Annotated in this window: 24 protein-coding genes; 15 read left to right on the top strand and 9 right to left on the bottom strand. The window is 65.2% G+C overall.

Translation table 11 applies throughout. The features are described 5' to 3' along the window. Positions 1-55: 55 nt before the first annotated feature. Both A7X65_RS10555 and A7X65_RS10550 read right to left on the bottom strand, forming a co-directional pair. On the bottom strand, positions 56-736 hold the full coding sequence (locus A7X65_RS10555; protein WP_063684476.1) for a site-2 protease family protein: 681 nt from the start codon (positions 734-736) through the stop codon (positions 56-58). A 69-nt stretch (positions 737-805) separates the two neighbouring features. After that, a complete protein-coding gene (locus A7X65_RS10550; protein ID WP_063684475.1) occupies positions 806-1678 on the bottom strand; it encodes a LysR family transcriptional regulator in 873 nt (290 codons plus the stop codon). An 88-nt stretch (positions 1679-1766) separates the two neighbouring features. Between A7X65_RS10550 and A7X65_RS10545 the strand changes: the two genes are divergently transcribed. Beyond that, entirely contained in the window at positions 1767-2666 is a 900-nt protein-coding gene (locus A7X65_RS10545) for a DMT family transporter (RefSeq protein WP_063684913.1), read from the top strand. A 2-nt stretch (positions 2667-2668) separates the two neighbouring features. On the opposite strand, the gene A7X65_RS10540 is transcribed toward A7X65_RS10545, so the two are convergent. The 5 genes from A7X65_RS10540 to gntR form a co-directional block, all read right to left on the bottom strand. After that, on the bottom strand, positions 2669-3061 hold the full coding sequence (locus tag A7X65_RS10540; RefSeq protein ID WP_063684474.1) for a GFA family protein: 393 nt from the start codon (positions 3059-3061) through the stop codon (positions 2669-2671). A gap of 7 nt (positions 3062-3068) precedes the next feature. Beyond that, a complete protein-coding gene (locus A7X65_RS10535) occupies positions 3069-3815 on the bottom strand; it encodes an SDR family NAD(P)-dependent oxidoreductase (protein ID WP_063684473.1) in 747 nt (248 codons plus the stop codon). Between the two features lie 121 nt (positions 3816-3936). Continuing rightward, positions 3937-4668, bottom strand: a complete 732-nt coding sequence (locus A7X65_RS10530; protein WP_063684472.1) for an SDR family oxidoreductase — start codon at positions 4666-4668, stop codon at positions 3937-3939. Positions 4669-4831: 163 nt separating this feature from the next. Further along, on the bottom strand, positions 4832-6661 hold the full coding sequence (locus tag A7X65_RS10525) for an IlvD/Edd family dehydratase (protein ID WP_063684471.1): 1830 nt from the start codon (positions 6659-6661) through the stop codon (positions 4832-4834). Between the two features lie 135 nt (positions 6662-6796). After that, positions 6797-7897, bottom strand: coding sequence for an HTH-type transcriptional regulator GntR (gntR, locus tag A7X65_RS10520; RefSeq protein WP_063684470.1), 1101 nt, complete (start codon positions 7895-7897; stop codon positions 6797-6799). 204 nt (positions 7898-8101) lie between these two features. Between gntR and A7X65_RS10515 the strand changes: the two genes are divergently transcribed. The 14 genes from A7X65_RS10515 (at position 8102) to A7X65_RS10450 (ending at position 21229) form a co-directional block, all read left to right on the top strand. Next, positions 8102-9169 (top strand): ABC transporter ATP-binding protein, encoded by a 1068-nt coding sequence (locus A7X65_RS10515; protein ID WP_063684468.1) that lies wholly within the window; start codon positions 8102-8104, stop codon positions 9167-9169. Positions 9170-9221: 52 nt separating this feature from the next. After that, on the top strand, positions 9222-10541 hold the full coding sequence (locus A7X65_RS10510) for an ABC transporter substrate-binding protein (protein WP_063684466.1): 1320 nt from the start codon (positions 9222-9224) through the stop codon (positions 10539-10541). 100 nt (positions 10542-10641) lie between these two features. Continuing rightward, positions 10642-11559, top strand: a complete 918-nt coding sequence (locus tag A7X65_RS10505; protein WP_186467341.1) for a carbohydrate ABC transporter permease — start codon at positions 10642-10644, stop codon at positions 11557-11559. After that, positions 11552-12475, top strand: a complete 924-nt coding sequence (locus A7X65_RS10500) for a carbohydrate ABC transporter permease (RefSeq protein ID WP_063684462.1) — start codon at positions 11552-11554, stop codon at positions 12473-12475. The genes A7X65_RS10505 and A7X65_RS10500 overlap by 8 nt, the downstream gene beginning before the upstream one ends. 75 nt (positions 12476-12550) lie before the next feature. Then, positions 12551-13537, top strand: a complete 987-nt coding sequence (gene denD, locus A7X65_RS10495) for a D-erythronate dehydrogenase (protein ID WP_063684461.1) — start codon at positions 12551-12553, stop codon at positions 13535-13537. A gap of 29 nt (positions 13538-13566) precedes the next feature. After that, a complete protein-coding gene (locus A7X65_RS10490; protein ID WP_063684912.1) occupies positions 13567-14544 on the top strand; it encodes a sugar kinase in 978 nt (325 codons plus the stop codon). A gap of 26 nt (positions 14545-14570) precedes the next feature. Next, complete coding sequence (gene eda, locus A7X65_RS10485) at positions 14571-15221, top strand: bifunctional 4-hydroxy-2-oxoglutarate aldolase/2-dehydro-3-deoxy-phosphogluconate aldolase (RefSeq protein WP_063684458.1); 651 nt, start codon at positions 14571-14573, stop codon at positions 15219-15221. 60 nt (positions 15222-15281) lie between these two features. After that, on the top strand, positions 15282-16451 hold the full coding sequence (locus A7X65_RS10480) for an acetyl-CoA acetyltransferase (protein ID WP_063684455.1): 1170 nt from the start codon (positions 15282-15284) through the stop codon (positions 16449-16451). Positions 16452-16648: 197 nt separating this feature from the next. Then, positions 16649-16855, top strand: coding sequence for a hypothetical protein (locus A7X65_RS10475; protein ID WP_063684453.1), 207 nt, complete (start codon positions 16649-16651; stop codon positions 16853-16855). A 127-nt stretch (positions 16856-16982) separates the two neighbouring features. After that, complete coding sequence (locus A7X65_RS10470) at positions 16983-18194, top strand: CaiB/BaiF CoA transferase family protein (protein ID WP_063684450.1); 1212 nt, start codon at positions 16983-16985, stop codon at positions 18192-18194. Then, positions 18191-19327 (top strand): thiolase family protein, encoded by a 1137-nt coding sequence (locus A7X65_RS10465; protein ID WP_063684448.1) that lies wholly within the window; start codon positions 18191-18193, stop codon positions 19325-19327. Before A7X65_RS10470 ends, A7X65_RS10465 begins: the two co-directional genes overlap by 4 nt. After that, positions 19324-19683 (top strand): Zn-ribbon domain-containing OB-fold protein, encoded by a 360-nt coding sequence (locus tag A7X65_RS10460; RefSeq protein WP_063684445.1) that lies wholly within the window; start codon positions 19324-19326, stop codon positions 19681-19683. The genes A7X65_RS10465 and A7X65_RS10460 overlap by 4 nt, the downstream gene beginning before the upstream one ends. Before the next feature lie 590 nt (positions 19684-20273). Further along, entirely contained in the window at positions 20274-20801 is a 528-nt protein-coding gene (locus tag A7X65_RS10455) for a carboxymuconolactone decarboxylase family protein (RefSeq protein WP_063684441.1), read from the top strand. A gap of 125 nt (positions 20802-20926) precedes the next feature. Next, the gene (locus A7X65_RS10450) at positions 20927-21229 is read left to right on the top strand and encodes a nucleoside triphosphate pyrophosphohydrolase family protein (protein WP_063684438.1); all 303 of its coding nucleotides are present in this window, start codon (positions 20927-20929) and stop codon (positions 21227-21229) included. Positions 21230-21384: 155 nt separating this feature from the next. On the opposite strand, the gene glsA is transcribed toward A7X65_RS10450, so the two are convergent. Beyond that, a complete protein-coding gene (gene glsA, locus A7X65_RS10445; RefSeq protein ID WP_063684436.1) occupies positions 21385-23238 on the bottom strand; it encodes a glutaminase A in 1854 nt (617 codons plus the stop codon). A 21-nt stretch (positions 23239-23259) separates the two neighbouring features. Continuing rightward, positions 23260-25335: a TRAP transporter permease gene (locus A7X65_RS10440; RefSeq protein ID WP_063684911.1), complete on the bottom strand. Its 2076-nt coding sequence runs from the start codon at positions 25333-25335 to the stop codon at positions 23260-23262. Positions 25336-25361 lie beyond the last annotated feature (26 nt).

Here is a 25361-nt window from a genome sequence, read left to right as displayed (position 1 = left end):
GCTTTGACCAAGTCGGCCTCTGGCCCTTCGGCTCGTGTTCGGATGTTCGCTTCAACTACCCATTGCCGGTCAGGAAGAGAACAGCCTGAATCACATAACCGGTCAACGTCCGCAGTATTGCTGAAATAACATCAAGATTTAGACCGAACTGCGAGCCCACGAGCGGTAGCAGGATCAACAGGCCGATCAGGATCAACATACCGAACGGCTCCAGCCGGGCCAGCGGCAGCGCGAGCGGCCGCGGCAGCAGCCCGACCGCGACGCGCCCGCCGTCCAGCGGCGGGATCGGCATCATGTTGAAGACGGCCAGGACGGCGTTGATGAGCAGCGCATTCTTCAAATTGTCGAAGATCCATTGCGCCGCCCCCGCCGGCGCGAAGGGCAGGGCGTGCAGGGCGAGAGCCGCCACAAGCGCCAGCAGGATGTTGGTGGCGGGCCCGGCCAGCGCCACCCAGACCATGTCGAGCCTGGGGTGGTTGAGCTTGCGGAAATTCACCGGCACCGGCTTGGCATAGCCGAACAGGAACGGCGAATGCGCGAACAGCAGCATCGCCGGGAGGATCACGGTGCCGAACGGGTCGATATGCTTGAACGGGTTGAAGCTGACGCGGCCGAGCTGCCAGGCCGTGTTGTCGCCGAGGCGGTAGGCGACGAAAGCGTGCGCGGCCTCGTGGAAGGTGATGGCGAGCACAAGCGGCAGCACCCACACCGAGAGGTCATAAAGGGAAATGTTCACGGCTCGTCCGTCCCGTATTGGCTCGCGGCCTTGCAGCCAACCCGGCCAATCCGGTGGTGGGGCAACGCGTCAGGTCAGCATATGGGACGCTTGTTCCGAAATCCCAAGCTGTAAATGATCCGCCAGCAGGCCGCCCGCGCGCGACAGCTTGCGCGCACGGTGGAGGCGGATGTCCGCGGCCGGCAGCGGGGGCAGGCCGTCGCGCTCCGACAAGGCGCGGAGGCGAGCGGGCAGAGTGCCGGCTTTCACGACGGTGATCGCAAGGCCCTGTGCTGCGATTGCTTCGACCGCGGCAAGCGTCCGGCTGACAAAGGCCAGCCGCCACGGGCGGCCGCCGGCATCGAGTGCCTCCGCGGCCCATTGCCGGAACAGGCAGCCCGGCGGATAGAGCGCGACGGGCAGCGTGGCCTGCGCCGCGACCGGATATGACTTCGCCGCGGCCCACACCGCCTGCTCGCGTCGCAGCAGTTCGCCGCTTCCGCGTCCCTCCGGATGCATGGCAATGACGAGGTCATAGGCGTCCCCGAGCCGCGCCGGCATCGTCGCGGTCAGTCCGGTCTCGATCTCGACGCGGATCTCGGGATGGTTTCGGGCAAAGCGCGCCAGCAGGGGCGGAATGACCAGCGTGCCGTAATCGTCCATCACGCCGAGGCGGACGACGTCGTCGCGCTTGCGCCTGCGCAGCGCGTCGACGGCCTCTGCATTGAGGTCGAGCAGCCGCCTTGCATAGACGAGGAACTCGTTGCCCGCTGCGGTCAGCGCGACGCCGGCCCTCGTGCGCTGAAACAGCCTGGTGTCGAGCCGCTCCTCCAGGCGTCTGATCTGGACGCTGACGGCCGACTGGGTCCGGTTGAGCGTCGCCGCCGCGCGCGTGAAGGAGCGATGCTCGGCAACGGCGAGAAAGGCCTTCAGCAGATCGGGATCGAGGGGCGGCGCGGTCATGATGAAAACTTATCCTGCCATGACGGAAATTCCATTCCCTGTTTCGGCGTGCCTCGTATGCTGTTTGCAAAGCATCGACGGAGGAATCGTGGGTGAGGTTTTGGGCGTTCTGGCCGCTGTGCTGTCGAGCGCGCTGGGCGGCACGTCGATCGGCGCCACGCGCTATCTCGTGAGCAGCCTCGATCCGCTCGCGATCGGCTCGTTCCGGTTCGGCATCGGCTTTCTTCTCCTGCTGCCGCTGACGCTGCTGCGGGGCGACCGATGGCCGGGGCGAGGGGACTGGGCGGCCGCATTCGGACTCGGCTTGCTCTTCTTCGCGGTGTTTCCGATCCTGTTCAACGCGTCTTTGATCTTCACGACCGCCGCGCGCGGCGCGCTCGCACTGTCGACGCTGCCGCTGCTTTCGTTGTTGATCGGGGCTGCGCTCGGTGCCGAAGCCCTGACCTGGCGCAAATCGATCGGCGTCGTGATCGCGACCTCAGGTGTCGCGGTCGCACTGCTCTCCGATCTCATTTCGGCACCGTCAGGCGCCTGGCGCGGCGATCTCCTGATGATGGCGGCGGCGCTGTGCATGGCGCTGTACGGCATCTGGTCGAGGCCGCTGATCCGTCGCTCCAGCCCGATCGCGTTCACGACGATGAGCATGGCGGCCGGTGCAGCCTGCCTCATCCTGCTCTCGAGTGTTCGCGGCAGCTTTGCGCCCGTCGCCGTCTTCGGCGCGCCGCAATGGCTGGCAGCTCTCTATCTCGGCGCCTTCGGCGCGGCGCTGACCTTCTATCTCTGGGCCTTCGCGCTGGAGCGGACGACGCCGACGCGCGTCGCGATCTCGGTGACGGTCAATCCGATCACTGCATCGCTGGTCGGGGCGTGGCTGCTGCAAGAGCCGCTGCGCTGGAATCTCGCCGCGGGGATCGTCGCGGTGTTTGCGGGGATCTGGATCGCGACGACGACAGGCCGGCGTGCTGCGACCGCGTCACAGCAAGCCTGATCTCACGCCGGGATCGTCCCCTGGTATTGAACCAGCCCGTCGTCGATATTCAGCCAGGCGACCTTCTCGCTCACCCAGATGTGCTCGGTCGGCGTGAAGGCGTTGCGATCGTCGAATGTGGTCAGCGAGACGCCCGCCAGCGTGCCGTTGCGGCGCCACGAAAACAGGCGCGTGCCGCAGCGCTTGCAGAACACGCGGTCGATCGCCTCGGACGAGGCATAGCGCTCGGTCTCGCCCTCGACGGTCAGCGCGCGCTGGTCGAACTGCGCGCGGACGAAGTAGGGCGAGCCCATCGCCTTCTGGCACATGCGGCAATGGCAGATTCGGACGTTGAGCGGCTCGCCTTCCGCCTTGAACCGCACCGCGCCGCAGAGGCATCCACCTTCCCGGATCATGACGCCCTCAATAGGTTGCCCGGCCGCCCGAGATGTCGAACACGGCGCCGGTCGAGAATGCGCAGTCCTGCGACGACAGCCACGCCACCATCGCGGCCAGCTCCTCCACCAGCACGAAGCGCGCCTTCGGGATCTTCGACAGCATGAAGTCGATATGCTGCTGCGTCATCTGGTCGAAGATCGCGGTCTTGGCGGCCGCCGGGGTCACCGCGTTGACGAGAATGTCGTGCGCGGCGAGCTCCTTGCCGAGCGACTTCGTCAGCGCGATCAGGCCGGCCTTGGACGCCGAATAGTGCGCCGCGTTCGGATTGCCTTCCTTGCCGGCGATCGAGGCGATGTTCACGATCCGCCCGTATTTTTGCTTGAGCATTTCGGGCACGATCGCCTTGCTGACGATGAAGGGACCGTCGAGGTTGATGCGCAGCACCTTGCGCCATTCCTCGAGGTCGGTCTCCCAGACCGGCTTGTTGACGCCGGCGATGCCGGCGTTGTTGACGAGGATGTCGATCTTGCCGAACGCAGCCAGCGTCGCATCGCGGGCCTGCTCGACGGCCGCGGTGTCGGTGACGTCGACCTTGAAAACCTTGGTCTCGCCGCCAACCTCTTTGGCCGTCTTCTCGGCCAGCCCCTGGTCAAAATCCCAGATCGCGACCTTGGCGCCGGAGCCGACGAAGCGCTCGGTGATGGCGCGGCCAAAACCTTGGGCGCCGCCGGTGACGATGGCGACGCGCCCCTGGAGATCGATCTTGTTCATCGCGAAACCCTCCCTGTCCCTCATGGTGAGGAGCGCGCACCCGGCGCGCGTCTCGAACCATGTAGCCCGTGGCCCATCCCTCGCGACGGCGCGCTCGCGCCTCCTCGGGATGAGGCGTTGATCAGAGCATGTAGCCGCCGTCGACGACGAGGTCGACGCCGGTGGTGAAGGCGCTCTCGTCGCTGCCGAGATAGACCGCCATGGACGCGATCTCCTCGGCGGTGCCGAGGCGGCCCATCTTCTGGCGGGAGATGAACATCTCCTTGCCCTGCGGTCCTTGCGCCGCGGCGCGGTCGAGCATCGACGGCGTCTCGACGGTGCCGGGGCAGATCGAGTTGCAGCGGATGCCCTTGGTGATGAAGTCGAGCGCAACCGCGCGCGACAGCAGCGACACCGCAGCCTTCGACGAGCTGTAGACGTAACGGTTCGCCGGCGGCCTCAGGGCGGCGCAGGACGAGATGTTGACGATGCTGCCGCCGCCGCCCGCGATCATGTCGGGCAGGAAGGCCTTGATGGTCCGGTGCATCGACTTGACGTTGAGGTCGAACGAGAAGTCGAAATCCTCTTCCGAGCATTCCAGGATGGTGCCGTGATGCACGAAGCCGGCCGCGTTGAGCAGGATGTCGATCTTGCCGACGCGCTTGGCAAAGGCGTTGACGTCGGCGGTGTTGCGGACGTCGAGCTTGGCGACCTCGGCAATGCCTTCCTTGGTCAGGCCGGCGATACCGGCCTCGTTGATGTCGGTGGCGATGACGGTTGCGCCTTCACGCGCGAACGCGAGTGCGCATGCGCGCCCGATGCCTGCTGCCGCTGCCGTGATGACGGCGCGCTTTCCCTTGAGGCGGTCTGCCATTTTCTTCTCCCTTGTGTTCATTCAAATGCCAACCGCACGTCATTGCGAGGAGCCCGCGACAAAATTGCGGAGCAATTTTGCGCTAGTGCGACGAAGCAATCCAGAGACTCCCCGCGGAGGCAGACGGGATTGCTTCGCTTCGCTCGCAATGACGGTGTGGCTGCTAGTGATTATCCCGCGCCACACCAAAGGTGCCGGCGACGTTCTGGTAGCGCGTAGCGAGCTCCATGCAGGCGCCGGTCGATTGCTGGCCGACGGTATTGCGATAGATCTCCTGCCACGGCGTCTGGTTCGGCGGATGCTTGAAGCCGCCGCTGGCCTTCAGCTCGGCGTGGCGCTTCTTCAGCTCCTCGTCCGAGATCAGGATGTTGGCGCTGCCCTTGTTGAGGTCGATGCGCACCTTGTCGCCGGTCTTGAGGACCGCAAGGCCGCCATTGGCGGCGGCTTCCGGCGAGGCGTTCAGGATCGAGGGCGAGCCCGATGTGCCGGACTGACGGCCGTCGCCGATGCAGGGCAGGGACAGGATGCCGCGTTTGATCAGCGCCGCCGGTGGCTGCATGTTCACGACCTCGGCGCCGCCGGGGTAACCGATCGGGCCGGTGCCGCGGATGAACAGCACGCAGTGCTCGTCGATGCCGAGCGAGGCGTCGTCGATGCGGTCGTGATAATCCTCAGGTCCTTCGAACACGATGGCGCGGCCCTCGAAGGCGTTGAGGTCCTTCGCGTTGCTGAGATAGCGGTCGCGAAATTCCTTGGAGATCACGCTGGTCTTCATGATCGCGGAATCGAACAGATTGCCCTTCAGCACCAGGAAGCCGGCGTCCTTCACCAGCGGCTTGTCATAGGCCCAGATCACGTCGTTGTCGGGCTTGGGCGCGTCCTTGCAGTTCTCGCCGATGCCGCGGCCGTTGACCGTGACCGCATCCTCGTGGATGCGCTTGTGCTTCATCAGCTCGCGCACCACGGCCGGCACGCCGCCGGCGCGGTGGAATTCCTCGCCGAGATAGAAGCCGGCCGGCTGCATGTTGACGAGCAGCGGCACGTCGTGGCCGACCTTCTGCCAGTCGTCGATCGACAGCTCGACGCCGATGTGACGGGCCAGCGCGTTGATGTGGATCGGGGCGTTGGTCGAGCCGCCGATCGCCGAGTTGATCACGATGCAGTTCTCGAACGCCTTGCGGGTCAGGATATCCGAGGGCTTGAGGTCTTCCCAGACCATCTCGACGATGCGCTTGCCCGTCTCGTAGGCGATCTGGCCGCGCTCGCGGTAGGGGGCGGGGATCGCCGCGCAGCCCGGCAGCGAGAAGCCGAGCGCCTCGGCCAGGCCATTCATGGTCGAGGCGGTGCCCATGGTGTTGCAATGGCCGACCGAGGGCGCCGAGGAGGCCACGATCTCCATGAACTCTTCATAGTCGATCTCGCCGGCGGCGAGCCGCTCGCGCGACTTCCAGACGATGGTGCCGGAGCCGGTGCGCTCGCCGGCATGCCAGCCGTTCAGCATCGGGCCGCCCGACAGCACGATCGCGGGCAGGTTCACGGTTGCCGCCGCCATCATGCAGGCCGGCGTGGTCTTGTCGCAGCCGGTGGTGAGCACGACGCCGTCGAGCGGGTAGCCGTAGAGGATCTCGACCAAGCCGAGATAGGCGAGGTTGCGGTCGAGCGCCGCGGTCGGGCGCTTGCCGGTCTCCTGGATGGGGTGGGTCGGGAATTCCATCGCAATGCCGCCGGCCTCGCGGATGCCTTCGCGGACGCGGTGGGCGAGCTCGATATGATGGCGGTTGCAGGGGGAGAGGTCGTTGCCGGTCTGGGCGATGCCGATGATCGGCTTGCCTGACTGCAGCTCGGCACGGGTGAGGCCGTAATTCAGGTAGCGCTCCATATAGAGCGCGGTCATGCCCGGATTATGCGGGTTGTTGAACCATTCCTGCGAGCGAAGGTGACGGCGGGCGCCGTTGCCGGCGGGCGCGTGTCCATTGGTTGGCTTTTTTGTCATTGTTGTCTCCTGCAATGCAAACGCACCGGCGTCGGTCACCGGCGTGGATACTGGGCTGTCGGCTTGTGCGCTGCCCAACGGCGTGAGCAATGGTCTGCCTGCCCGCTGGCGGGGCGTTTCCTCACAAGCGCGATACTAGTCATGGCTACTTGGTAACGCTACCATTTTGTTCGGTGCGCCGCCGCCGGTCAGGGCCGGCCTGTTGTCCGACGGCCGGGATGTCGAGCTTTGCCGCTCGATCACCTTGAAGCCGAGATCGAGCACCGGCTGCTCCGGGCGCCGTCCCTCGATCGCCTCGATCAGCATGCTGGCGGCCGTCTTGCCCATCTCGTAGCGGTTGGTGCGCACGCTGGTGAGGGTGGGGACGGCGGAGGCCATGAACTCGAGATCGTTGAAGCCGACGATCGCGATCTGCTCGGGGACCTCGAACTCGCGGCGCCGGCATTCGAACAGCACGCCGAGCGCGAGGTCGTCATTGGCGCAGAACACCGCATCGAGGTCCGGCTCGCGCGCCAGCAGATCGGTGAAGAGGGCGCCGCCGAGCGTCACCGAGGTCGGCGTCCCCGTGGTGACGACGAGGCGCTGCTCGAACAGGCCGGCGTCCTTCATGGCCGAGACATATCCGTCCAGCCGGCGCTGCACCCTGGGATCCATGCGCGCGCCGACGAAGCCGATCCTGCGGCGGCCCTGCGCGAACAGGTGCGCAACCGCCGCGCGCGCTGCATCATAGTGGGAAAAGCCGATCATCATATCGACCGGATTGGGGCCGATCTCCATGATCTGCACGATCGGGCAGTCGGCCGCCTCCAGCATCGCGCGCGATTCCGCGGTCTGGTCGATGCCGGTGACGATCAGGCCGGCCGGCTTCTGTGCGAGAAATAGCCGCAGCAGCTTCTCCTCCTGGAGAATGCTGTAGCGTGTGTTGGACAACTGGATCGAGTAGCGGCTGCCTTCGGACGCGTCGTAGATGCCGCGCAGCACGTCGGAGAACACGTTGTTGGTGAGTGACGGAATCAAGACACCGATCACTTCGGTGCGCTGCGAGGCGAGGGCGCGTGCCGCAAGGTTGGGCACGTAGCCGAGCTCCTTGGCCGCGCTTTCGACCCGCGTCCGCTTGGCCACCGACAGCGCTTCGGGATTGCGGAAGAAACGGGACGCGGTGATCGGGCTCACGCCGGCGAGCTCGGCCACTTCCGCCAGTCGGATTTTGCCTGACTTGGTGCGTTTTCGACCCATTTGCTGCTCATAGCATAGCCATTGCCGCAAACAAAGGATCGTTGACAGCGCTACCAGCAACGACTAACCAAAGACAAATTGCCAAAGCCGCGCAAACTGCCGACAATGTAGCCTGCTATGGGTGGGCTTCGTTCGGCGAAGTTCAGAAAAACAAGACGGTGGCGGCGCCAGGGTTGCGTCGCCTGAGTCGGAGGAGGGAGCTAGATGTCGTCTGTGCAAATCCGCGACGTGCGGAAATCGTTCGGCAATTTTGAAGTCCTGCACGGCGTCTCGATTCCGATCGAGGACGGCCAGTTCGTCGTTCTGGTTGGTCCCTCCGGCTGCGGCAAGTCGACGCTTCTGCGCATGCTCGCCGGCCTCGAGAACATCACCTCCGGCACGATCTCGATCGGCGACCGCGTCGTCAACAATGTCCAGCCCAAGGAGCGGGACATTGCGATGGTGTTCCAGAACTACGCGCTCTATCCGCACATGACGGTCGCGGACAACATGGGCTTCTCGCTCAAGCTGCGGAATGCCGGCTCCGACGAGATCAACAAGCGCGTCAAGCGCGCCGCCGAGATCCTCGCGCTCTCGCCGCTGCTCGACCGCTATCCGCGCCAGCTCTCGGGCGGTCAGCGCCAGCGCGTCGCCATGGGCCGCGCCATCGTGCGCGATCCGCAGGTCTTCCTGTTCGACGAGCCGCTCTCGAACCTCGATGCCAAGCTGCGCGTCGCCATGCGCACCGAGATCAAGGAGCTGCACCAGCGGCTGAAGACCACCACCGTCTACGTCACCCACGACCAGATCGAGGCCATGACCATGGCCGACAAGATCGTCGTCATGCATGACGGCATCGTCGAGCAGATGGGCACGCCGCTCGAGCTCTACGACAAGCCCGACAACCAGTTCGTCGCCGGCTTCATCGGCTCGCCCGCCATGAACTTCCTCAAGGGCCATGTGCGCGTCAACGGCGTCGCGACCTTCGAGGGTCCGAACGGCGTGAAGCTGCCGCTCAAGAGCGCGCCGGCCGGCTCCGACGGCCGCCCGGCGGTCTATGGTGTGCGGCCCGAGCATTTCACCATCGCCGATGACGGCGCCGAGGCCGAGATCATCGTGGTCGAGCCGACCGGCTCGGAGACGCAGGTGTTCGCCAAGGTCGGCGGCGAGCAGGTCGTCGCGGTGTTCCGCGAGCGGCACCAGTTCAATCCGGGCGACAAGGTCCGGCTGAAGCCCGATCCGTCACTTGTCCATCTGTTCGACGACGCGACGGGCAAGCGCATGAACGCCTAGCGCATAAGACGACAAGGCATAAGCCAACAAAAAACATTACAGGGAGGACGACATGCAAGACTTTACCCGCCGGGCTCTGCTTCAAGGCGGAACGGCTCTGGCTGCCACCGGTGCGCTGACCGGGCCGGCACTGTTCGACTTCGCCAGGGCCTGGGCACAGACCGCGCCCTGGAAGGCCGAGCCCGGTGCCAAGCTGACCGTGATGCGCTGGAAGCGTTTCGTGCCGGCGGAAGACGATGCATTCAACGCGATGGTGGCGGCGTTCAAGGCCGCGACCGGCACCGAGATGAACGTGTTCAGCGAGTCCTTCGAGGACGTGCAGCCGAAGGCTTCGGTTGCGGCCAACACCGGCTCGGGTCTCGATCTCGCCTGGGGTCTGCACACGCTGCCGCAGCTCTTCCCCACCAAAGTCCTGAAGATGAACGACGTCGCCGATTACCTCGGCAAGAAGTACGGCGGCTGGACCGATGCGGCCGCCAAGACCTGCAAGCTCGGCGACGACTGGCTCGGCATTCCCGTCGCGACCAACGGCGGCTACATGACCTACCGCAAGTCGGCACTCGACAAGGCCGGCTTCAAGGAATTCCCGAAGGACTTCCCGGGTTTCCTCGAGATGTGCAAGGCGCTGAAGGCCAACAACACGCCGGCCGGCTTCGCGCTCGGACACGCCTCGGGTGACGGCAATTCGTGGCTGCACTGGGTGCTTTGGGGCCACGGCGCCTACACGGTCGACCAGAACGACAAGATCATCATCAACTCGCCGGAGACGGCGAAGGCGCTGGAGTACTGCAAGGCGCTCTATGACGCCTTCATTCCGGGCACCCCGTCCTGGAACGACTCCTCCAACAACAAGGCCTACCTCGCCGGCGAGCTCTATTGCACGGCGAACGGCATCTCGATCTACGTCGCCGCCAAGACCGACCCGACCAAGAAGGAGCTGGCCGAGGACACCTACCACGCGCTCTGGCCGGTCGGCCCGGTCGGCAAGCCGACCGAGCTGCAGCTGGCGCTGCCGATCCTCGCCTTCAACTTCACCAAATATCCGAACGCGTCGAAGGCCTTCATCGCCTTCATGCTGGAGAAGGAAAACTACGAGAAGTGGCTGGACGGCGCGCAGGGCTATCTGACGCAGACCCTGAACGCCTACGAAACGGCGCCGATCTGGAAGGCCGATCCCAAGAACTACGTCTTCTCGCAGGCCTCCAAGCGCACGCTGCCGGCGTCCGGCATCGGCACGGTCGGCGAGAAGGCGGCGACTGCGATCGCCGACTTCATCGTCGTCGACATGTTCGCCAACTACTGCACCGGCGCCAAGGATACGAAGGGCGCGATGGCGGAAGCCGAGCGCCAGCTGAAGCGTATCTACCGCTGACGGTCACGGGGCGGGCGGCCTTCCGGCCGCCCGCTCGTCAACCTTTCGATCAGGGATATCGGGCATGGCTGATGTCGCAATTCCCCGGGCCAAGCCTCAGATGAGCGAGGACAGCGCCTGGACCCAGCTCAAACACAATCGCAACTGGCTCGGCTTCTGGTTCATGGTGCCGGCCATGGCGTTCCTGATCTTCTTCCTGGCCTATCCGCTCGGGCTCGGCATCTGGCTGTCCTTCACGGACACCCGCATCGGCAGGGTCGGGCATTTCATCGCCACCGAGAACTATGAGTGGCTGTGGGACGACTCCATCTTCTGGCTGTCGGTGTTCAACACGCTGCTCTACACCTTCGTCGCCAGCGCCCTCAAATTCGCGATCGGGCTCTATCTCGCGCTGCTGCTGAACGAGAACATGCCGTTCAAGGCGATGCTGCGCGCGATGGTGCTGATTCCCTTCATCGTGCCGACGGTGCTCTCGGCGCTGGCGTTCTGGTGGATCTTCGACTCGCAATTCTCCATCATCTCCTGGTCGCTGAAGCATCTCGGCCTGATCAGCCAGAACATCAACTTCCTCGGCGACACGACCTGGGCGCGCATCTGCGTGATCTTCGCCAATATCTGGCGCGGCGTGCCGTTCGTTGCGATCACGCTGCTCGCGGGCCTGCAGACGGTGTCGCCCTCGCTCTATGAAGCCGCCACGCTCGACGGTGCCACGCGCTGGCAGAATTTCCGCTACATCACCTATCCGCTGCTGACGCCGATCATCGCCGTCGTCATGACCTTCTCGGTGCTGTTCACCTTCACCGACTTCCAGCTGATCTGGGCAATGACCCGCGGCGGCCCTGTCAATGCCACCCACCTGATGGCGACGCTCTCCTACCAGCGCGCGATCATCGCCGGGCAGCTCGGCGAGGGGGCCGCGATCTCCAGCGCCATGATTCCGTTCCTGCTCGCCGCAATCATGGTCTCCTGGTTCGGTCTGCAGCGTCGCAAATGGCAACAGGGAGAAAGCAATGACTGATCTTCCTGCCTCGAAAGTCGATCTGAAGGGCGTGCTGTCGACGCCGGCGCGCGTCGATAACAGCGAGGGCATGAGCTATCTGCAGTCGGTGCCGCGCCGGATGGTGACGCTCTATCTGCCGCTCGCGATCATCGTCATCGTCCTGCTGTTCCCGTTCTACTGGATGGCGCTGACGTCGGTGAAACCCGACGAGCAACTGCTCGACCTCGACAAGTACAATCCGTTCTGGACCTGGAACCCGACCTTCAAGCACTTCCACAAGCTGCTGTTCGAGAGCTACTACCCGCACTGGCTCTGGAACACGATGTACGTGGCCGTCTGCGCGACGGTGCTGTCGATCATCGCGAGCGTGCTGGCCGCCTATGCCATCGTGCGCCTGCGCTACAAGGGCGCCAATCTCGTCGGCGGGCTGATCTTCCTCGCCTATCTGGTGCCGCCGTCGATCCTGTTCATTCCGCTGGCCACCGTCGTGTTCCAGTACGGCCTGTTCGATTCGCCCCTGGCGCTGATCCTGACCTATCCGACCATCCTGATCCCGTTCTCGACCTGGCTGTTGATGGGCTACTTCAAGACCATCCCGTTCGAGCTCGAGGAATGCGCCCTGATCGACGGGGCGAGCCGCTGGCAGATCCTGATCAAGATCGTGCTGCCGCTGGCGATCCCCGGCCTGATCTCGGCCTTTATCTTCTGCTTCACCCTGTGCTGGAACGAGTTCATCTACGCGTTGACGTTCCTGCAATCGACCAGCAACAAGACGGTGCCGGTGGCGATCGTCAACGAGTTCGTGGACGGCGACATCTACCGCTGGGGTTCGCTGATGGCGGGGGCCCTGGCCGGCTCGCTGCCGCTCGTCATCCTTTACGCCTTCTTCGTGGAGCATTATGTCTCGGCGATGACCGGCGCCGTGAAGGAATGACCGCGCCGTCCGTCTGAGAACGCGCCAAGACGATTCAAGAGCGGCGCGTTCCGGCCAATAAGAAGGAGTAGGCTCTTGCACATTCTGGTTCTCGGCGCCGCCGGCATGGTCGGCCGCAAACTCTGTGAACGGCTGCTGCGCGACGGCCGGCTCGGCAAGAGCGACATCACGAAATTGACCATGCACGACGTGGTCGAGCCGAAGAAGCCGGAGAAGGCCGGCTTCCCCGTCGAGACCGTCTCGGGCGATTTCGCCGTCCCGGACGCGGCCGAGAAGCTGATCGCCGGCCGCCCCGACGTGATCTTCCACCTCGCCGCCATCGTCTCGGGCGAGGCCGAGCTCGATTTCGACAAGGGCTATCGCATCAATCTCGACGGCACGCGGATGCTGCTCGATGCCATCAGGCTCACCGGCGGCGGCTACAAGCCGCGCGTGGTGTTCACATCCTCGATCGCCGTGTTCGGCGCCCCGTTCCCGGATGCGATCGGCGACGAGTTCTTCCACACCCCGCTGCTCAGCTACGGCACCCAGAAGGCGATCGGCGAGTTGCTGCTGGCCGACTATTCGCGCCGCGGCTTCCTCGACGGCATCGGCATCCGCCTGCCGACCATCTGCATCCGGCCCGGCCTGCCCAACAAGGCGGCATCCGGCTTCTTCTCCAACATCCTGCGCGAGCCGCTGGCGGGCAAGGAAGCGGTGCTTCCGGTCTCCGAGGACGTCCGCCATTGGCACGCCACGCCGCGCTCCGCCGTCGGCTTCCTGCTGCACGCCGGCACCATGGACCTCGCCACGGTCGGCCCGCGCCGCAACCTGACCATGCCCGGCCTGTCGGCCACGGTCGGCGAACAGATCGCCGCGCTGAAGCGCGTGGCGGGCGACAAGGTCGCCGCCCGTATCAAGCGCGAGCCCGATCCCTTCATCGTCGGCATCGTCGGCGGCTGGCCGCGCAATTTCAACGCCAAGCGGTCGCTCGAGCTCGGATTCACCACCGCCGAGAAGAATTTCGACGATATCATCCGCATTCACATCGAAGACGAGCTCGGCGGCAACTTCGTCGCCTGATCCAACCGATGAACAGCGTGGATATGACGATGGCGAGCGTTGCTTGCATCGGCGAATGCATGGTCGAGCTCCGGCAGGCCCAAGGGGGACATTCCTCTGGGCAGGCCGGGCAGGGCGGTGGCCTCTACTCGCGCGGCTTCGGCGGCGATACCCTGAACACGGCCGTGTATCTCGCCCGGCTCGAGGTCAAGGTCGATTATCTCACCGCGCTCGGCGACGATGCGCTGAGCGACGAGATGATCGCGGCCTGGAACGCGGAAAGCGTCGGCACCCGGCGTGTCGTGCGGCTGCCGGGCAAGCTGCCCGGCCTCTACATGATCCAGACGGATGCCAAGGGCGAGCGCCAGTTCTTCCACTGGCGCGACAGTGCGGCGGCGCGCCAGCTCATGAGCCTGCCGGAGACCGACGAGCTGCTCAACTCGCTGATGAGCTACGACATCGTCTATCTCTCCGCGATCACGCTCTCGATCTACGATGCGGCCGGGCGCGAGCGCCTGTTCGCGGCGATCAAGCGTGCGCGCCTGCTCGGCACCCGCTTCGTGTTCGACACGAATTTTCGCGCACGGGGATGGCCGGACCGCGATGTCGCGCGCGAGGTGTTTGCGGCTGCGTTCGCGGCCGCCGACATCGTGCTGACCTCGACCGAGGACCTGCTCGCGCTCTATCCCGGCGAGAGCCAGGAGCAGCTGATGGCGCGCATCCCGACCCCGGAGCTGGTGTTCCGCCTCGCCGAGCCCGTCAGCCTGTTGCGTTTCCCGGGCGGGACCAGCGAGGTCCGCGCCGAGCCCATGACCAAGCCCGTGGTCGACACCACCGCCGCCGGCGACAGTTTCGCCGCGGCCTATATCGCGGCGCGGCTCGCCGGGTCGGAGCCGGTCGAGGCGGCCCAGGCCGGCCATCGCCTCGCCAGCCTCGTGATTTGCTATCCCGGCGCCATCATTCCGGGCTATGCCATGCCGCCGAAGAAACGGCATCGGCCGGCGGCCTCCCGCCAGGCCACCAAATAACCGCGACCCAGCGAAATCGAGCCCCCATGCCCACCGCCGCCCAACAGAACCACCTCGTCGCATTGTTCAAGGCTGCGACCGTCATTCCCGTCCTCACCATCGAGCGGATCCAGGATGCCGTGCCGCTGGCGCATGCGCTGGTCGCCGGTGGCGTCCGCACGCTGGAGGTGACCCTGCGCACCCCCGTCGCAATCGAGGCGGCGCGGGCGATCATGGCCGAGGTCCCCGATGCGGTCGTCGGCATCGGCACGATCCTCAATCCGGCCGACTTCACCCGTGTCGAGAAGCTCGGCGTCGCCTTCGGCATCAGCCCGGGCCTGACCCCGGATCTGCTCAAGGCCGCCGCCCACAGCTCCCTGCCGTTCGCACCGGGCATCGCCACCGCGTCCGAGCTGATGTTGGCGCTGGCGCACGGCTTCGACGTCGCAAAGTTCTTCCCGGCCGAGCAGGCCGGCGGCATCAAGGGCCTGCGCTCGCTCGGCGGGCCGTTCCCGAACGTGCGGTTCTGCCCGACCGGCGGGGTCGGCGAGGCCAATGCGGCGACCTGGCTGGCCGAGCCCAACGTGGTGGCGGTCGGCGGTTCCTGGCTGTGCCCGACGGCGGAGATCAGGGCCGGGAACTGGGCCGGCATAACTGCCATCTGCCAGCGCACGCTCCAGGCGCTTAAACCCGCGTGAAGTCTTGTCATCGCTGGGCTAAGACTTAGGTCAGGAAGAGACCCCCAGGGAGAAGAGACCATGACCGCCAGCATCGTCGGATGGGCGCATACGCCGTTCGGCAAGTTCGACACCGAAACCGTCGAAAGCCTCGTCACCCGCGTCGCCAACGAAGCGCTGGCGGATGCCGGCATCTCCGCCTCCGACGTCGACGAGATCGTGCTCGGCCATTTCAACGCCGGCTTCTCGCCGCAGGATTTTACCGCCTCGCTGGTGCTCCAGGCTGACCCGAAGCTGCGCTTCAAGCCGGCGACCCGCGTCGAGAACGCCTGCGCCACCGGCTCTGCCGCGGTGCATCAGGGCCTGCGTGCGATCGCCGCAGGCGCCGCCAAGGTCGTGCTCGTGGTCGGCGTCGAGCAGATGACGCGCACGCCGGGACCTGAGATCGGAAAGAACCTGCTCAAGGCCTCCTATCTGCCCGAGGACGGCGACACGGTCGGCGGATTCGCCGGCGTGTTCGGCAAGATCGCCAGCTCCTACTTCCAGAAATACGGCGACCAGTCCGATGCGCTGGCGCTGATCGCGGCCAAGAACCACAAGAACGGCGTCGCCAATCCCTTCGCCCAGATGCGCAAGGACTTTGGCTTCGACTTCTGCCGCGCCGAGAGCGAGAAGAACCCCTATGTCGCCGGCCCCCTGAAGCGCACCGATTGCTCGCTGGTCTCCGACGGCGCGGCCGCGCTGGTTTTGGCCGATGCCGAGACCGCCAAGGGCATGAGCAAGTCGATCGGCTTCCGCGCCACCGCGCACGCCCAGGATTTCCTGCCGATGTCCAAGCGCGACATCCTCGCGTTCGAAGGCTGCACGGTCGCCTGGCAGCGCGCGCTGGAGCAGGCCGGGATCACGCTGAGCGATCTCTCCTTTGTCGAGACCCATGACTGCTTCACCGTCGCCGAGCTGATCGAGTACGAAGCCATGGGCCTGACGCCGAAGGGGCAGGGCGCCCGCGCCATCAAGGAAGGCTGGACGCTCAAGGACGGCAAGCTGCCGGTCAATCCGTCCGGTGGCCTCAAGGCCAAGGGCCATCCGATCGGCGCCACCGGCGTCTCGATGCACGTGATGACCGCGATGCAGCTCGCCGGGCAAGCGCCCGAGGGCATGCAGCTCAAGAATGCAAAACTCGGCGGCATCTTCAACATGGGCGGCGCGGCCGTCGCGAACTACGTCTCCGTGCTGGAGCCGTTGAAGTAAGCCTTTGTAGGGTGGGTTGGCTGGCGCCTGCGCAAAGCGCAGGCGCTGGTGTAACCCACCACTTCGGCCTCCGCGGAGGCAGCGTTGGTGGACTACGCCTTCGGCTAATCTACCCTACGTTCTTTGCGTTAGATCATGGTGGGCGCGCTTCGCTTTGCCCACCCTACGGCTCCTGATTGATTTGCGAGAAATGCATCATGAGCAATGCCTACGAAGAATCCCTTTCCCTCGACGTACTCAACGATCGCATTGCGATCCTCGAGGACAATATCCGCCAGCTGATCGAGCAGGCTGCCGCCGCATCCGGCGAGCAGAACGAGTCGCGGATCGCCGATCGCATCAATCAGCAGAACGACGAGCTCGACCGCCTCATCAAGATCCGCGAATCCCGCCAGAAGAAATAGCGGCCGATATCGCCGCACGATGCATGCGGCCATACGCCGGCCGCCCTTGCGCGCGCGGCGACCCTGCCGTTAGCTGGACCGAAATCGCCGGGCCGCTTCCAGAGCCCGCGCCATCGGGAGCGAACGAATGGGGCCGCTGAAGGGCATCAAGGTCGTCGACATGACCACCGTGCTGATGGGTCCCTATGCGACCCAGATGCTCGGCGATTACGGTGCCGACGTCATCAAGGTGGAATCGCTCGACGGCGACGTCACCCGCCTGATCGGCCCGACGCGCCATCCCGGCATGGGCCCGGTGTTCCTCAACACCAACCGCAGCAAGCGCTCGATCTGCCTCGACCTGAAGAAGCCTGCGGGGCGCGAAGCCGTGCTGCGCCTCCTGAAGGACGCCGACGTTCTCGTCTACAACGTCCGTCCGCAGGCGATGGCGCGGCTGCAGCTCGGCTATGATGTCGTCTCCGCGATCAACCCGCGCCTGGTCTATGCCGGCGTGTTCGGCTTCGGCCAGGACGGGCCCTATGCAGCAAAGCCCGCTTACGACGACCTGATCCAGGGCGCCACCGCGTTGCCTGCGCTGATGGCGCAGACCGGCGACGGCGTGCCGCGCTATGTGCCGAACGCGCTGGTGGACCGCATCGTCGGCCTCACTGCGGTCGGCGCGATCTGCGCCAGCCTCGTGCATCGTGATCGCACCGGCCGCGGCCAGCGCGTCGACATCCCGATGTTCGAGACCATGGCCGGCTTCGTCATGGGCGACCACATGGGCGGGCTCACTTACGAGCCGCCGCTCGACAAGGGCGGCTACGCCCGCCACCTCTCGCGTGACCGCCGGCCTTACAAGACCTCGGACGGCTATCTCAGCGTCATCGTCTACAACGACAAGCAGTGGGAAAACTTCTTCAAGGCAACCGGCCGTGACGATCTGCGCGCCGACCCCAAATTCGCAACCTTCGCCGGGCGCGCCGCCAACATCGACGTCGTCTATGCCGAGCTCGCCCGCATCTTCGAGACGCGCACGACAGCAGAGTGGATCGACCTTCTCACCAAGGCCGACGTGCCCGTGATGCCGATGCACGACCTCGCGTCGATCCTCCACGACGAGCACCTGGAGGCGACCGGCTTCTTCCCGGTCGTCGAGCATCCGACCGAGGGCGCGATCCGCAGCATGAAGGTGACCGCGACCTGGTCGGAGACCGAAGCCGACCCGGTGCGGCTGGCGCCGCGGCTCAACGAACACGGCGCGGAGATTCTTCGCGAGATCGGATACTCGGTCGACGAGATCGCCGCCATGGTCCGCGACGGCGTCACGCGCTCGGCGCCGGAGGAGAGCGCACCATGAGCTTCATCACCGGCGTCGGCCTCACGTCGTTCGGCAAGCACGAGGGTTCATCCTCGCTCGATTTGATGAGCAAGGCCGCGCAACTCGCCCTCGACGATGCGGGCCTGAGGCGCGCTGAGATCGACGGCATTCTCTGCGGCTACTCCACCGTCTCGCCGCACATCATGCTCGCCACCGTCTTCGCCGAGCACTTCGGCATCCGCCCGTCCTACGCCCACGCCGTGCAGGTCGGCGGCGCAACGGGCCTCGCAATGACCATGCTGGCCCATCACCTCGTGGAGGCGGGCGTCTGCCGCAACGTGCTCGTCGTCGCTGGCGAGAACCGCCTCACCGGGCAGAGCCGCGATGCCTCGATCCAGGCGCTGGCGCAGGTCGGCCATCCCGACTACGAGGTGCCGCTCGGGCCGACCATTCCTGCCTATTACGGCCTCGTCGCAACGCGCTACATGCACGAATACGGCGTGACCGAACAGGACCTCGCCGAATTTGCCGTGCTGATGCGCGACCACGCCTGCACCCATCCCGGCGCGCAATTCCACGATTCCATCACCGTTGCCGACGTCATGGCGTCGAAGCCGGTGGCGATGCCGCTAAAACTGCTCGATTGCTGTCCGGTGTCCGATGGCGGCGCTGCGTTCGTCGTCAGCCGCGAGCGGACCGGCAAGGCGGGCGTGCGCATTCGTGGCTGCGCCCAGGCCCATACCCATCAGCATGTCACGGCTGCGCCCGCGCTCAGCGAGCTCGGCGCCGAGATTTCCATCGCGCGCGCCAAGGAGGCCACGGGCCTTGCGATCTCCGACGTGCGCTACGCCGCGATCTACGACAGCTTTACGATCACACTCGCGATGCTGCTGGAAGACCTCGGGCTTGCCGGCCGCGGCGAGGCGGCAGCCCGCGTGCGATCGGGACACTTCGGCCGAGACGGGGCGATGCCGCTCAACACCCATGGCGGCCTGCTCAGTTACGGCCATTGCGGCGTCGGCGGCGCCATGGCGCACCTCGTCGAGACGCATTTGCAGATGACGGGACGGGCGGCGAACCGGCAGGTGCGCGACGCCTCGATCGCGCTGCTGCATGGCGACGGCGGCGTGCTGTCGTCCCATGTCAGCATGTTCCTGGAGCAGATCGCATGAGCGAGCGTCTGGCTGATTGGACCAAGGGCGAACAGGCCATCACCTATCAGAGTTGCACCTCATGCGGTCACGTGCAGTATTTCCACCGCGCCTTCTGCGCGGCCTGCGGCGCGTCCGATCTGCGCGAGGCGCGCGCCAGCGGCAAGGGCAGGGTCTATGCGACCTCGCTGGTCTGCCGGGCCGCCACGCCCGAGACGCGCGCACACGTGCCCTACAATATTCTGCTGGTCGATTGCGCCGAAGGCTTTCGTATGATGGCGCACGGCGACAACGGACTGACCATCGGCGATTCGGTTGTCGCGAGCTTCAAGCCGTTCGCCGGCAAGCTCGTGCCGTTCTTTGCCAGGGAGAAATAGCGCGGTTGCGATTCGGCCTCGTAGACCGGATGAAGCGAAGCGAAATCCGGGGGGCTCACCTCGCGGACGGATTTTCCGGAATTGCCCTACGGCCGCCAGATGCGAGGGGAGGGATTCGTCATTCGGGGGCGGTCCTGGGACCGAACCTGGAACGGGTATTCTGGGTCTGGCCTGTGCGAGAGCCACCCCGGAATGACGAAAACTCTAAAACTCCAACTCAACGCCCGTAGAACAAGATGCTGGCGATGACGAGCATCGCCGTCACCGCCAGCATATGCGCGAGCGCTCCCGAGGCCGCCCCCTTGGTGGCTTCCTTCATGCCTTTTTCTCCCTAGACTTGGGCGTGACTCATCGTGGCGCGGTGAGCGCACACAACGGTCAATTATTTTTACTCGGAACACCCCTTGCGAGTATCCGCCGCGATTTGTCCCCACGCGGCGAATATCGACTGTGCCAAGGTCGATCAGCAATGCGGCGGCATTTTGACTCGATGATGTTGCTCCCGCGTCCGCGCGCAATTACAGTTTCAGGGAACTCTCGCCGGTAACGACAAAAAGCATCAAAGGCTCAGGGAAAACTTCAGGAAAATCATGGCCCGCATTCAGTACAGCGACCCGTCCAAGGCATCCGACCGCACCCGCGAAATTCTCGACAAGAACCGCCACGCCAACATCTTCCGGATGATGGCGCACTCGCCGAGCTATTTCGAGCAGTACTGCCGTCTCGGCGGCGCCATCCGTCACAAGGGCGAGCTCGATCCTGTCGTGCGCGAGCTCGCGATCACGCGCACCGGCATTCTGTGCCAGGCGCCGTACGAGATCGTCGCGCACAAGCGCATCGGCAAGAATGTCGGCGTCACCGACGAGCAGAACGAGGCGCTCGAGAACTGGCAAGGCGCGAGCTGCTTCAACGAGGTCCAGCGCGCCGCGCTCGCCTTCACCGACGAGATCGTGAAACTGAACAAGCCGACGGACGCGACCTTCAAGGCGGTCGCATCGAAGCTGACGCCGGCCGCGCTGGTGGAATTGCAGCTCTCCGTCGGTTTCTACATCATGACGTCAAAGTTCCTGGAGACATTCGAGATCGACCTGCAGCCCGTCACCGAAGTGGTAGGTTGATCCGGCACAAAAGCGCGATGAGACGGGATGAATCGTCATCGCGCTTTAGGTAGTGTTTGCGCATGATCTTTTCGGAAAACCGATGCGCACTTTTCCGGATCATGCTTTAGCGGCGAGGGACGCCGATGACGATCGATGAATATGCGGTCTGGGCCGCGAGCATTGCCAAGGTCGATGAGCATCCGTCCAACGAACGGCTGTCCTATCTCGGGCTCGGCCTTGCCGGTGAATCCGGCGAGGTCGCTGACCACATCAAGAAGCTGCTGCGCGACAACTGGCTCGACCAGGCGGGTCTCGTCGACGAGCTCGGCGATGTCATCTACTACTGGGCCTGCCTGTGCGCGGCGACCGGCCAGAAGCCGTCCGAACTGCTCGACGCGAGCGCGAAGAAGATCAAGCGGCGGTTGGGCGAGGCGGCGAGCCGCTGAGGCAACAGACGTACGTTGTGGGGCACCGATTGTCTCCACAGCGTCATGGCCGGGCTTGTCCCGACCATCCACGCCTTTTCACGCAGCGCAGAGAACGTGGATGCCCGGGACAGCCCGGGCATGACGACCCTTCTTGAGTGAATCGCGGCGCGCGCTCACATCGACGTCAGGATATCCACCTTCGCATTGGCGACGATCAAGCGGTCCGCCAATAGTTGCGCCAAATTACGCATGACGCGCTCGCTGGCGCGCGGGTGCTGCTTGCGGAAGCGCTCGAAATCCCTGAGCGGCACCTCGAAAGCGGTCGCCGCCATGTCGGCGAAAACGTCCGCCGTGCGGGTCGGCTCCAGCAACGCCATCTCGCCGAACGCCATGCCGGCGGTGAGCGTCGCCAGCCTGACGCCGTCGGGCAGAGTGACGTGCACCGCGCCGCTGCGCAGGAAGAACAGGGCATCGGCGGGATCGCCGGTCGTGATGATCTTTGCGCCGGAGGGAAAGGTCCTGATCGTGCAGATCGAGGCGAGGTCGGTCAGCTCTTCCTCGCTCATGCCCGATAGCAGCGGCTGTTCGGCAAGCTCCGTAGTCTCGTGGAAATCGATCGATCCGCCATAGCGGTAGACGATCTGGTCTTCGGCCCATTCGATCGCGGTGTCGAGCAGATAGAAGTCGCGGACGTTCTTCAGCTCCGCCGTCCACTCCCGCAGCGTATCCCATTCCTTCGAGGCGCGCCTGACGCCTGAGATCACCACGGTGACGTTCAGCGCGGCGAGCTCCGCGAACGCTTCGGCCACGAGCCGCGCCCCGGCGCGGGTCGTGGACGTGACGCGGTGCAGATCGAAGATCACGATTTGCGGCCGTGGCCGCCCGGCAAGGCGCCGCGAGACGTAGTCGACCGCCGACAAAGAGAGTGTGCCGACCAGCTCGATGACCCGCACCTCCTGCTCGTGAGCCGCGAGGATCTCGCGCTCCTGCGGCCGGCGTACGCGGCGGGACGGACTCTTGCCGATGTCGTAGTCGGCGATGACGGCATTGCGGGCATCGTCGCTGCGGTTGAGCATGTGCAGGTCGTAATGGGAGGACAGCGCCTCGCAGACCTTGATGCCGCGCACGCTGTTGCCGTGCTTGTCGAGCTTCGGCGAATAGCTGCCGAGCCCGAGCCGGGCAGGGAGCGCTGCGAGGATGCCGCCGCCGACGCCGCTCTTGGCGGGAATGCCGATCCGGTAGATCCATTCGCCGGCATAGTCGTACATGCCCGACGACGTCATCACCGACAGCGTGCGCGAGATCGCGTAAGGCGTCAGCACCTGTTCGCCCGTCACCGGATTGACGCCGCGATTGGCCAGCGTTGCCGCCATCACCGCGATGTCGCGCGCGGTGACCAGCACTGCGCATTGCCGGAAATAGACGTCGAGGACGCCAGCGACATTGTCGGAGATCACCGCATTGGTCTTGAGCAGATAGCCGATGGCGCGGTTGCGGTCGCCGGTCTGGCTCTCCGAGGTGTAGACGGCTTCGTCCACGGCGAGATCGCGGCCGGCAAAGCGGCTGAGCGCGAGGCGGATCTGCTCGAAGGCGTCCGCGCCCTTGCTGTCATAGATCAGCCCGGTACAGGCGATTGCGCCGGCATTGACCATCGGGTTGAACGGATGGTTTTCGGAATTGAGCCGGATCGAATTGAAGGGATCGCCCGAGGGTTCGACGCCGATCGCGCTCTCCACCTTGCCGGCGCCCAGAAGATCCAGCGCCAGCGCGAACACGAACGGCTTCGACATGGACTGGATGGTGAAGGGCACCCGGGAGTCGCCGACCTCGTAGACGTGGCCGTCGAGCGTCGCGAGGCTGATGCCGAAATAGGCAGGATCGGCCTTGCTCAGCTCGGGGATGTAGTCCGCGACGCTGCCCGAAGTTTCGGCAGAGAACTCATTGAGGCAATTGTCCAGAAACCGCAACAAAGGCGGCTTCGAGCGGGTCCAGGCCGTGGCAGCGGGCGAAAGCGAGAGCGGTTTCATCGCGTCTGTTGTGCATCGCAATCAGGGCGCGCGCAACCCGTCAGGAACGATGGCCTGTCGCCGCACCAGCAGCAGGGCGATCAGGACCGTAGGCACGAGGATGGCGAGGCCCAGCAGCGTCACCTGCATCTGTGACAACGGCATGATGCCGCCGCCGGGCGTGGCGACCACGAAACCGCCGATCACCAGCAGAATGCGGATCGGCCATTCCAGCGCGCCGGTGCCGCGCAGGTCGCCGACGAAGGGCTGATAGCCCTGGATGCCGCCGCAGATGAACAGCGTGCCGAACGCGGCAAGGCCCATCAGGCCGAGGCCCGCCAGATAGGGGCTCGGTCCCTGCAGCACCAGCGCCGGATTGAGCACGAAGAAGAACGGGATGAAATAGATGATGCTGCCGACCCACATCGATTCCCAGCCGGTCTTCATCGCCGGCGAGCCGGCAATGCCGGCCGCCGCGAAGGAAGCGATCGCGACCGGCGGGGTGATCGAGGACAGCATGCCCCAGTAGAAGATGAACATGTGCACGGCCATCTTGTTCAGCCCGAGCTTCTCCAGCGCGGGCGCGACCAGGATGGCGAGGAAGATGTAGCAGGCCGTCGTCGTCAGCCCGAGGCCGAGGATGAGGCTGGTGAGGGCGCACATGCCGAGCAGCAGGAACGGATTGTCGCCGGCGATATGCAGGAGGTCGTTGGCAAGGCTCGACACCACGCCGGTCATCGAGAACGCGCCGATCAGGAGACCGCAGCCGGCGAGGATGCCGACCAGCTCGACGAAGGTGCGTCCGTTGACCTCGAGGAACTTGCCGATGGTGGCGAGCGTCCAGCGCGTGTCCTTGGAGAAAAACTGGTTGAGCACCAGCAGCAGCGCGGTGGCATAGAACGGCGCATGGCTCTCGCGCTTGAAGTAGAGCAGCATCACGATCAGCAGCGCGATGACGAAGACATAGTACCAGCCGTCCTTGATCGTATCCATGATCCGCGGCAGCTCGGCGCGCGGAATGCCCTTGAGGCCATGGCGCGCGGCATAGGCGTCGACTTGCATGAACAGGCCGATGTAATAGAGCGCGGCCGGAATGATCGCGGCGACCGCGACGTCGGCATAGCTGACATTGAGGAATTGGGCGATCACGAAGGCGGTCGCGCCCATCACCGGCGGCGCCAGCACCGCGCCGGTGGAGGCGCAGGCCTCGATCGCGCCGGCATAGGAGGCGCGAAAGCCGCTCTTCTTCATCACGGGGATGGTCATGGTGCCCGCGGTCAGCACGTTCGAGATGATCGATCCCGACATCATGCCGAGCAGGCCGCTGGCAAAGATGCAGACCTTGGCCGCGCCGCCGCGGAACGTGCCGCACAGCGCGAAGGCGAGGTTGATGAAGAACTTTCCGGCTCCGGTCATCATCAGCGCGGTGCCGAACACGAGGAAGCCGATCACGGTGTCGGCGAAGGCCTGGATGGGGATGCCGAGCAGGCTCTCGCCGGAAAGCACGTGATAGGCGGTGGCCTGTTCGATGGTCGACTGCGTGCCGCGGAACGGACCGAGCCAGCTGGATTCCGCAAACAGCGGATAGACGGTGAAGGGCAGCACGCTCAGCAGCAGGCTCCAGCCGCCGGTACGCCGCAGCGCCTCCATCAGCATGGCCCACATCACGAGGCCCGCCGCGATCACGGTGTTCGGCGCGCCGCCGAACTCCCAGCCGGCCTCTGCCGCCTTGCGCACGTTCGACATCAACAGCAACGCCGCGGCAAACGTCACGGCGAAGAACAACAGGTCGTACCAGGGAATGCGATCGAGCGGCGCGCGCTCGGTCCCGGGGAAGATCAGGAAGGTGAACGGCAGCATCAAGGCGATCAGGAGATAGAAATACTCCGTGTTGAGCTGGGTGTAGCCGATGAAGAAGCGCAGCGAGAATTGCTGGTTGATGCACAGCAGGATCGTCGCTGCCGTTGCCGCGATCAGTGTCCAGCGCCAGGCGCCGCGCAGGGTGCGGACGCGCGTGACCTCCGCCTCCTGCATGTTGCCGGCCGCGCCGTGCGGGTCATCGAACACGACCCGCTTGGGCTCGTTCTGGGAGTCGGTGGAGGTGGAAACAGACGACATCATCGACCCCGCGCGTGGGCTGGCAA

It is taken from the genome of Bradyrhizobium stylosanthis (genome assembly GCF_001641335.1).
Classification (GTDB): domain Bacteria; phylum Pseudomonadota; class Alphaproteobacteria; order Rhizobiales; family Xanthobacteraceae; genus Bradyrhizobium; species Bradyrhizobium stylosanthis.
The sequence above is the reverse complement of the archived record's forward strand: the minus strand, read 5'-3'. Positions and strand labels throughout refer to the sequence as shown.

Bases quoted from the DNA above. Each gene is read 5' to 3' on its own strand.
- glsA (WP_063684436.1), bottom strand. From the start codon at position 23,238: ATGAAACCGCTCTCGCTTTCGCCCGCTGCCACGGCCTGGACCCGCTCG.
- A7X65_RS10470 (WP_063684450.1), top strand. From the start codon at position 16,983: ATGGGGCCGCTGAAGGGCATCAAGGTCGTCGACATGACCACCGTGCTG.
- A7X65_RS10510 (WP_063684466.1), top strand. From the start codon at position 9,222: ATGCAAGACTTTACCCGCCGGGCTCTGCTTCAAGGCGGAACGGCTCTG.
- A7X65_RS10550 (WP_063684475.1), bottom strand. From the start codon at position 1,678: ATGACCGCGCCGCCCCTCGATCCCGATCTGCTGAAGGCCTTTCTCGCC.
- gntR (WP_063684470.1), bottom strand. From the start codon at position 7,897: ATGGGTCGAAAACGCACCAAGTCAGGCAAAATCCGACTGGCGGAAGTG.
- A7X65_RS10530 (WP_063684472.1), bottom strand. From the start codon at position 4,668: ATGGCAGACCGCCTCAAGGGAAAGCGCGCCGTCATCACGGCAGCGGCA.
- A7X65_RS10440 (WP_063684911.1), bottom strand. From the start codon at position 25,335: ATGTCGTCTGTTTCCACCTCCACCGACTCCCAGAACGAGCCCAAGCGG.
- A7X65_RS10455 (WP_063684441.1), top strand. From the start codon at position 20,274: ATGGCCCGCATTCAGTACAGCGACCCGTCCAAGGCATCCGACCGCACC.
- A7X65_RS10535 (WP_063684473.1), bottom strand. From the start codon at position 3,815: ATGAACAAGATCGATCTCCAGGGGCGCGTCGCCATCGTCACCGGCGGC.
- A7X65_RS10460 (WP_063684445.1), top strand. From the start codon at position 19,324: ATGAGCGAGCGTCTGGCTGATTGGACCAAGGGCGAACAGGCCATCACC.
- A7X65_RS10515 (WP_063684468.1), top strand. From the start codon at position 8,102: ATGTCGTCTGTGCAAATCCGCGACGTGCGGAAATCGTTCGGCAATTTT.
- eda (WP_063684458.1), top strand. From the start codon at position 14,571: ATGCCCACCGCCGCCCAACAGAACCACCTCGTCGCATTGTTCAAGGCT.
- A7X65_RS10500 (WP_063684462.1), top strand. From the start codon at position 11,552: ATGACTGATCTTCCTGCCTCGAAAGTCGATCTGAAGGGCGTGCTGTCG.
- A7X65_RS10540 (WP_063684474.1), bottom strand. From the start codon at position 3,061: ATGATCCGGGAAGGTGGATGCCTCTGCGGCGCGGTGCGGTTCAAGGCG.
- A7X65_RS10505 (WP_186467341.1), top strand. From the start codon at position 10,642: ATGAGCGAGGACAGCGCCTGGACCCAGCTCAAACACAATCGCAACTGG.
- A7X65_RS10465 (WP_063684448.1), top strand. From the start codon at position 18,191: ATGAGCTTCATCACCGGCGTCGGCCTCACGTCGTTCGGCAAGCACGAG.
- A7X65_RS10450 (WP_063684438.1), top strand. From the start codon at position 20,927: ATGACGATCGATGAATATGCGGTCTGGGCCGCGAGCATTGCCAAGGTC.
- A7X65_RS10480 (WP_063684455.1), top strand. From the start codon at position 15,282: ATGACCGCCAGCATCGTCGGATGGGCGCATACGCCGTTCGGCAAGTTC.
- A7X65_RS10490 (WP_063684912.1), top strand. From the start codon at position 13,567: ATGGCGAGCGTTGCTTGCATCGGCGAATGCATGGTCGAGCTCCGGCAG.
- A7X65_RS10475 (WP_063684453.1), top strand. From the start codon at position 16,649: ATGAGCAATGCCTACGAAGAATCCCTTTCCCTCGACGTACTCAACGAT.
- A7X65_RS10525 (WP_063684471.1), bottom strand. From the start codon at position 6,661: ATGACAAAAAAGCCAACCAATGGACACGCGCCCGCCGGCAACGGCGCC.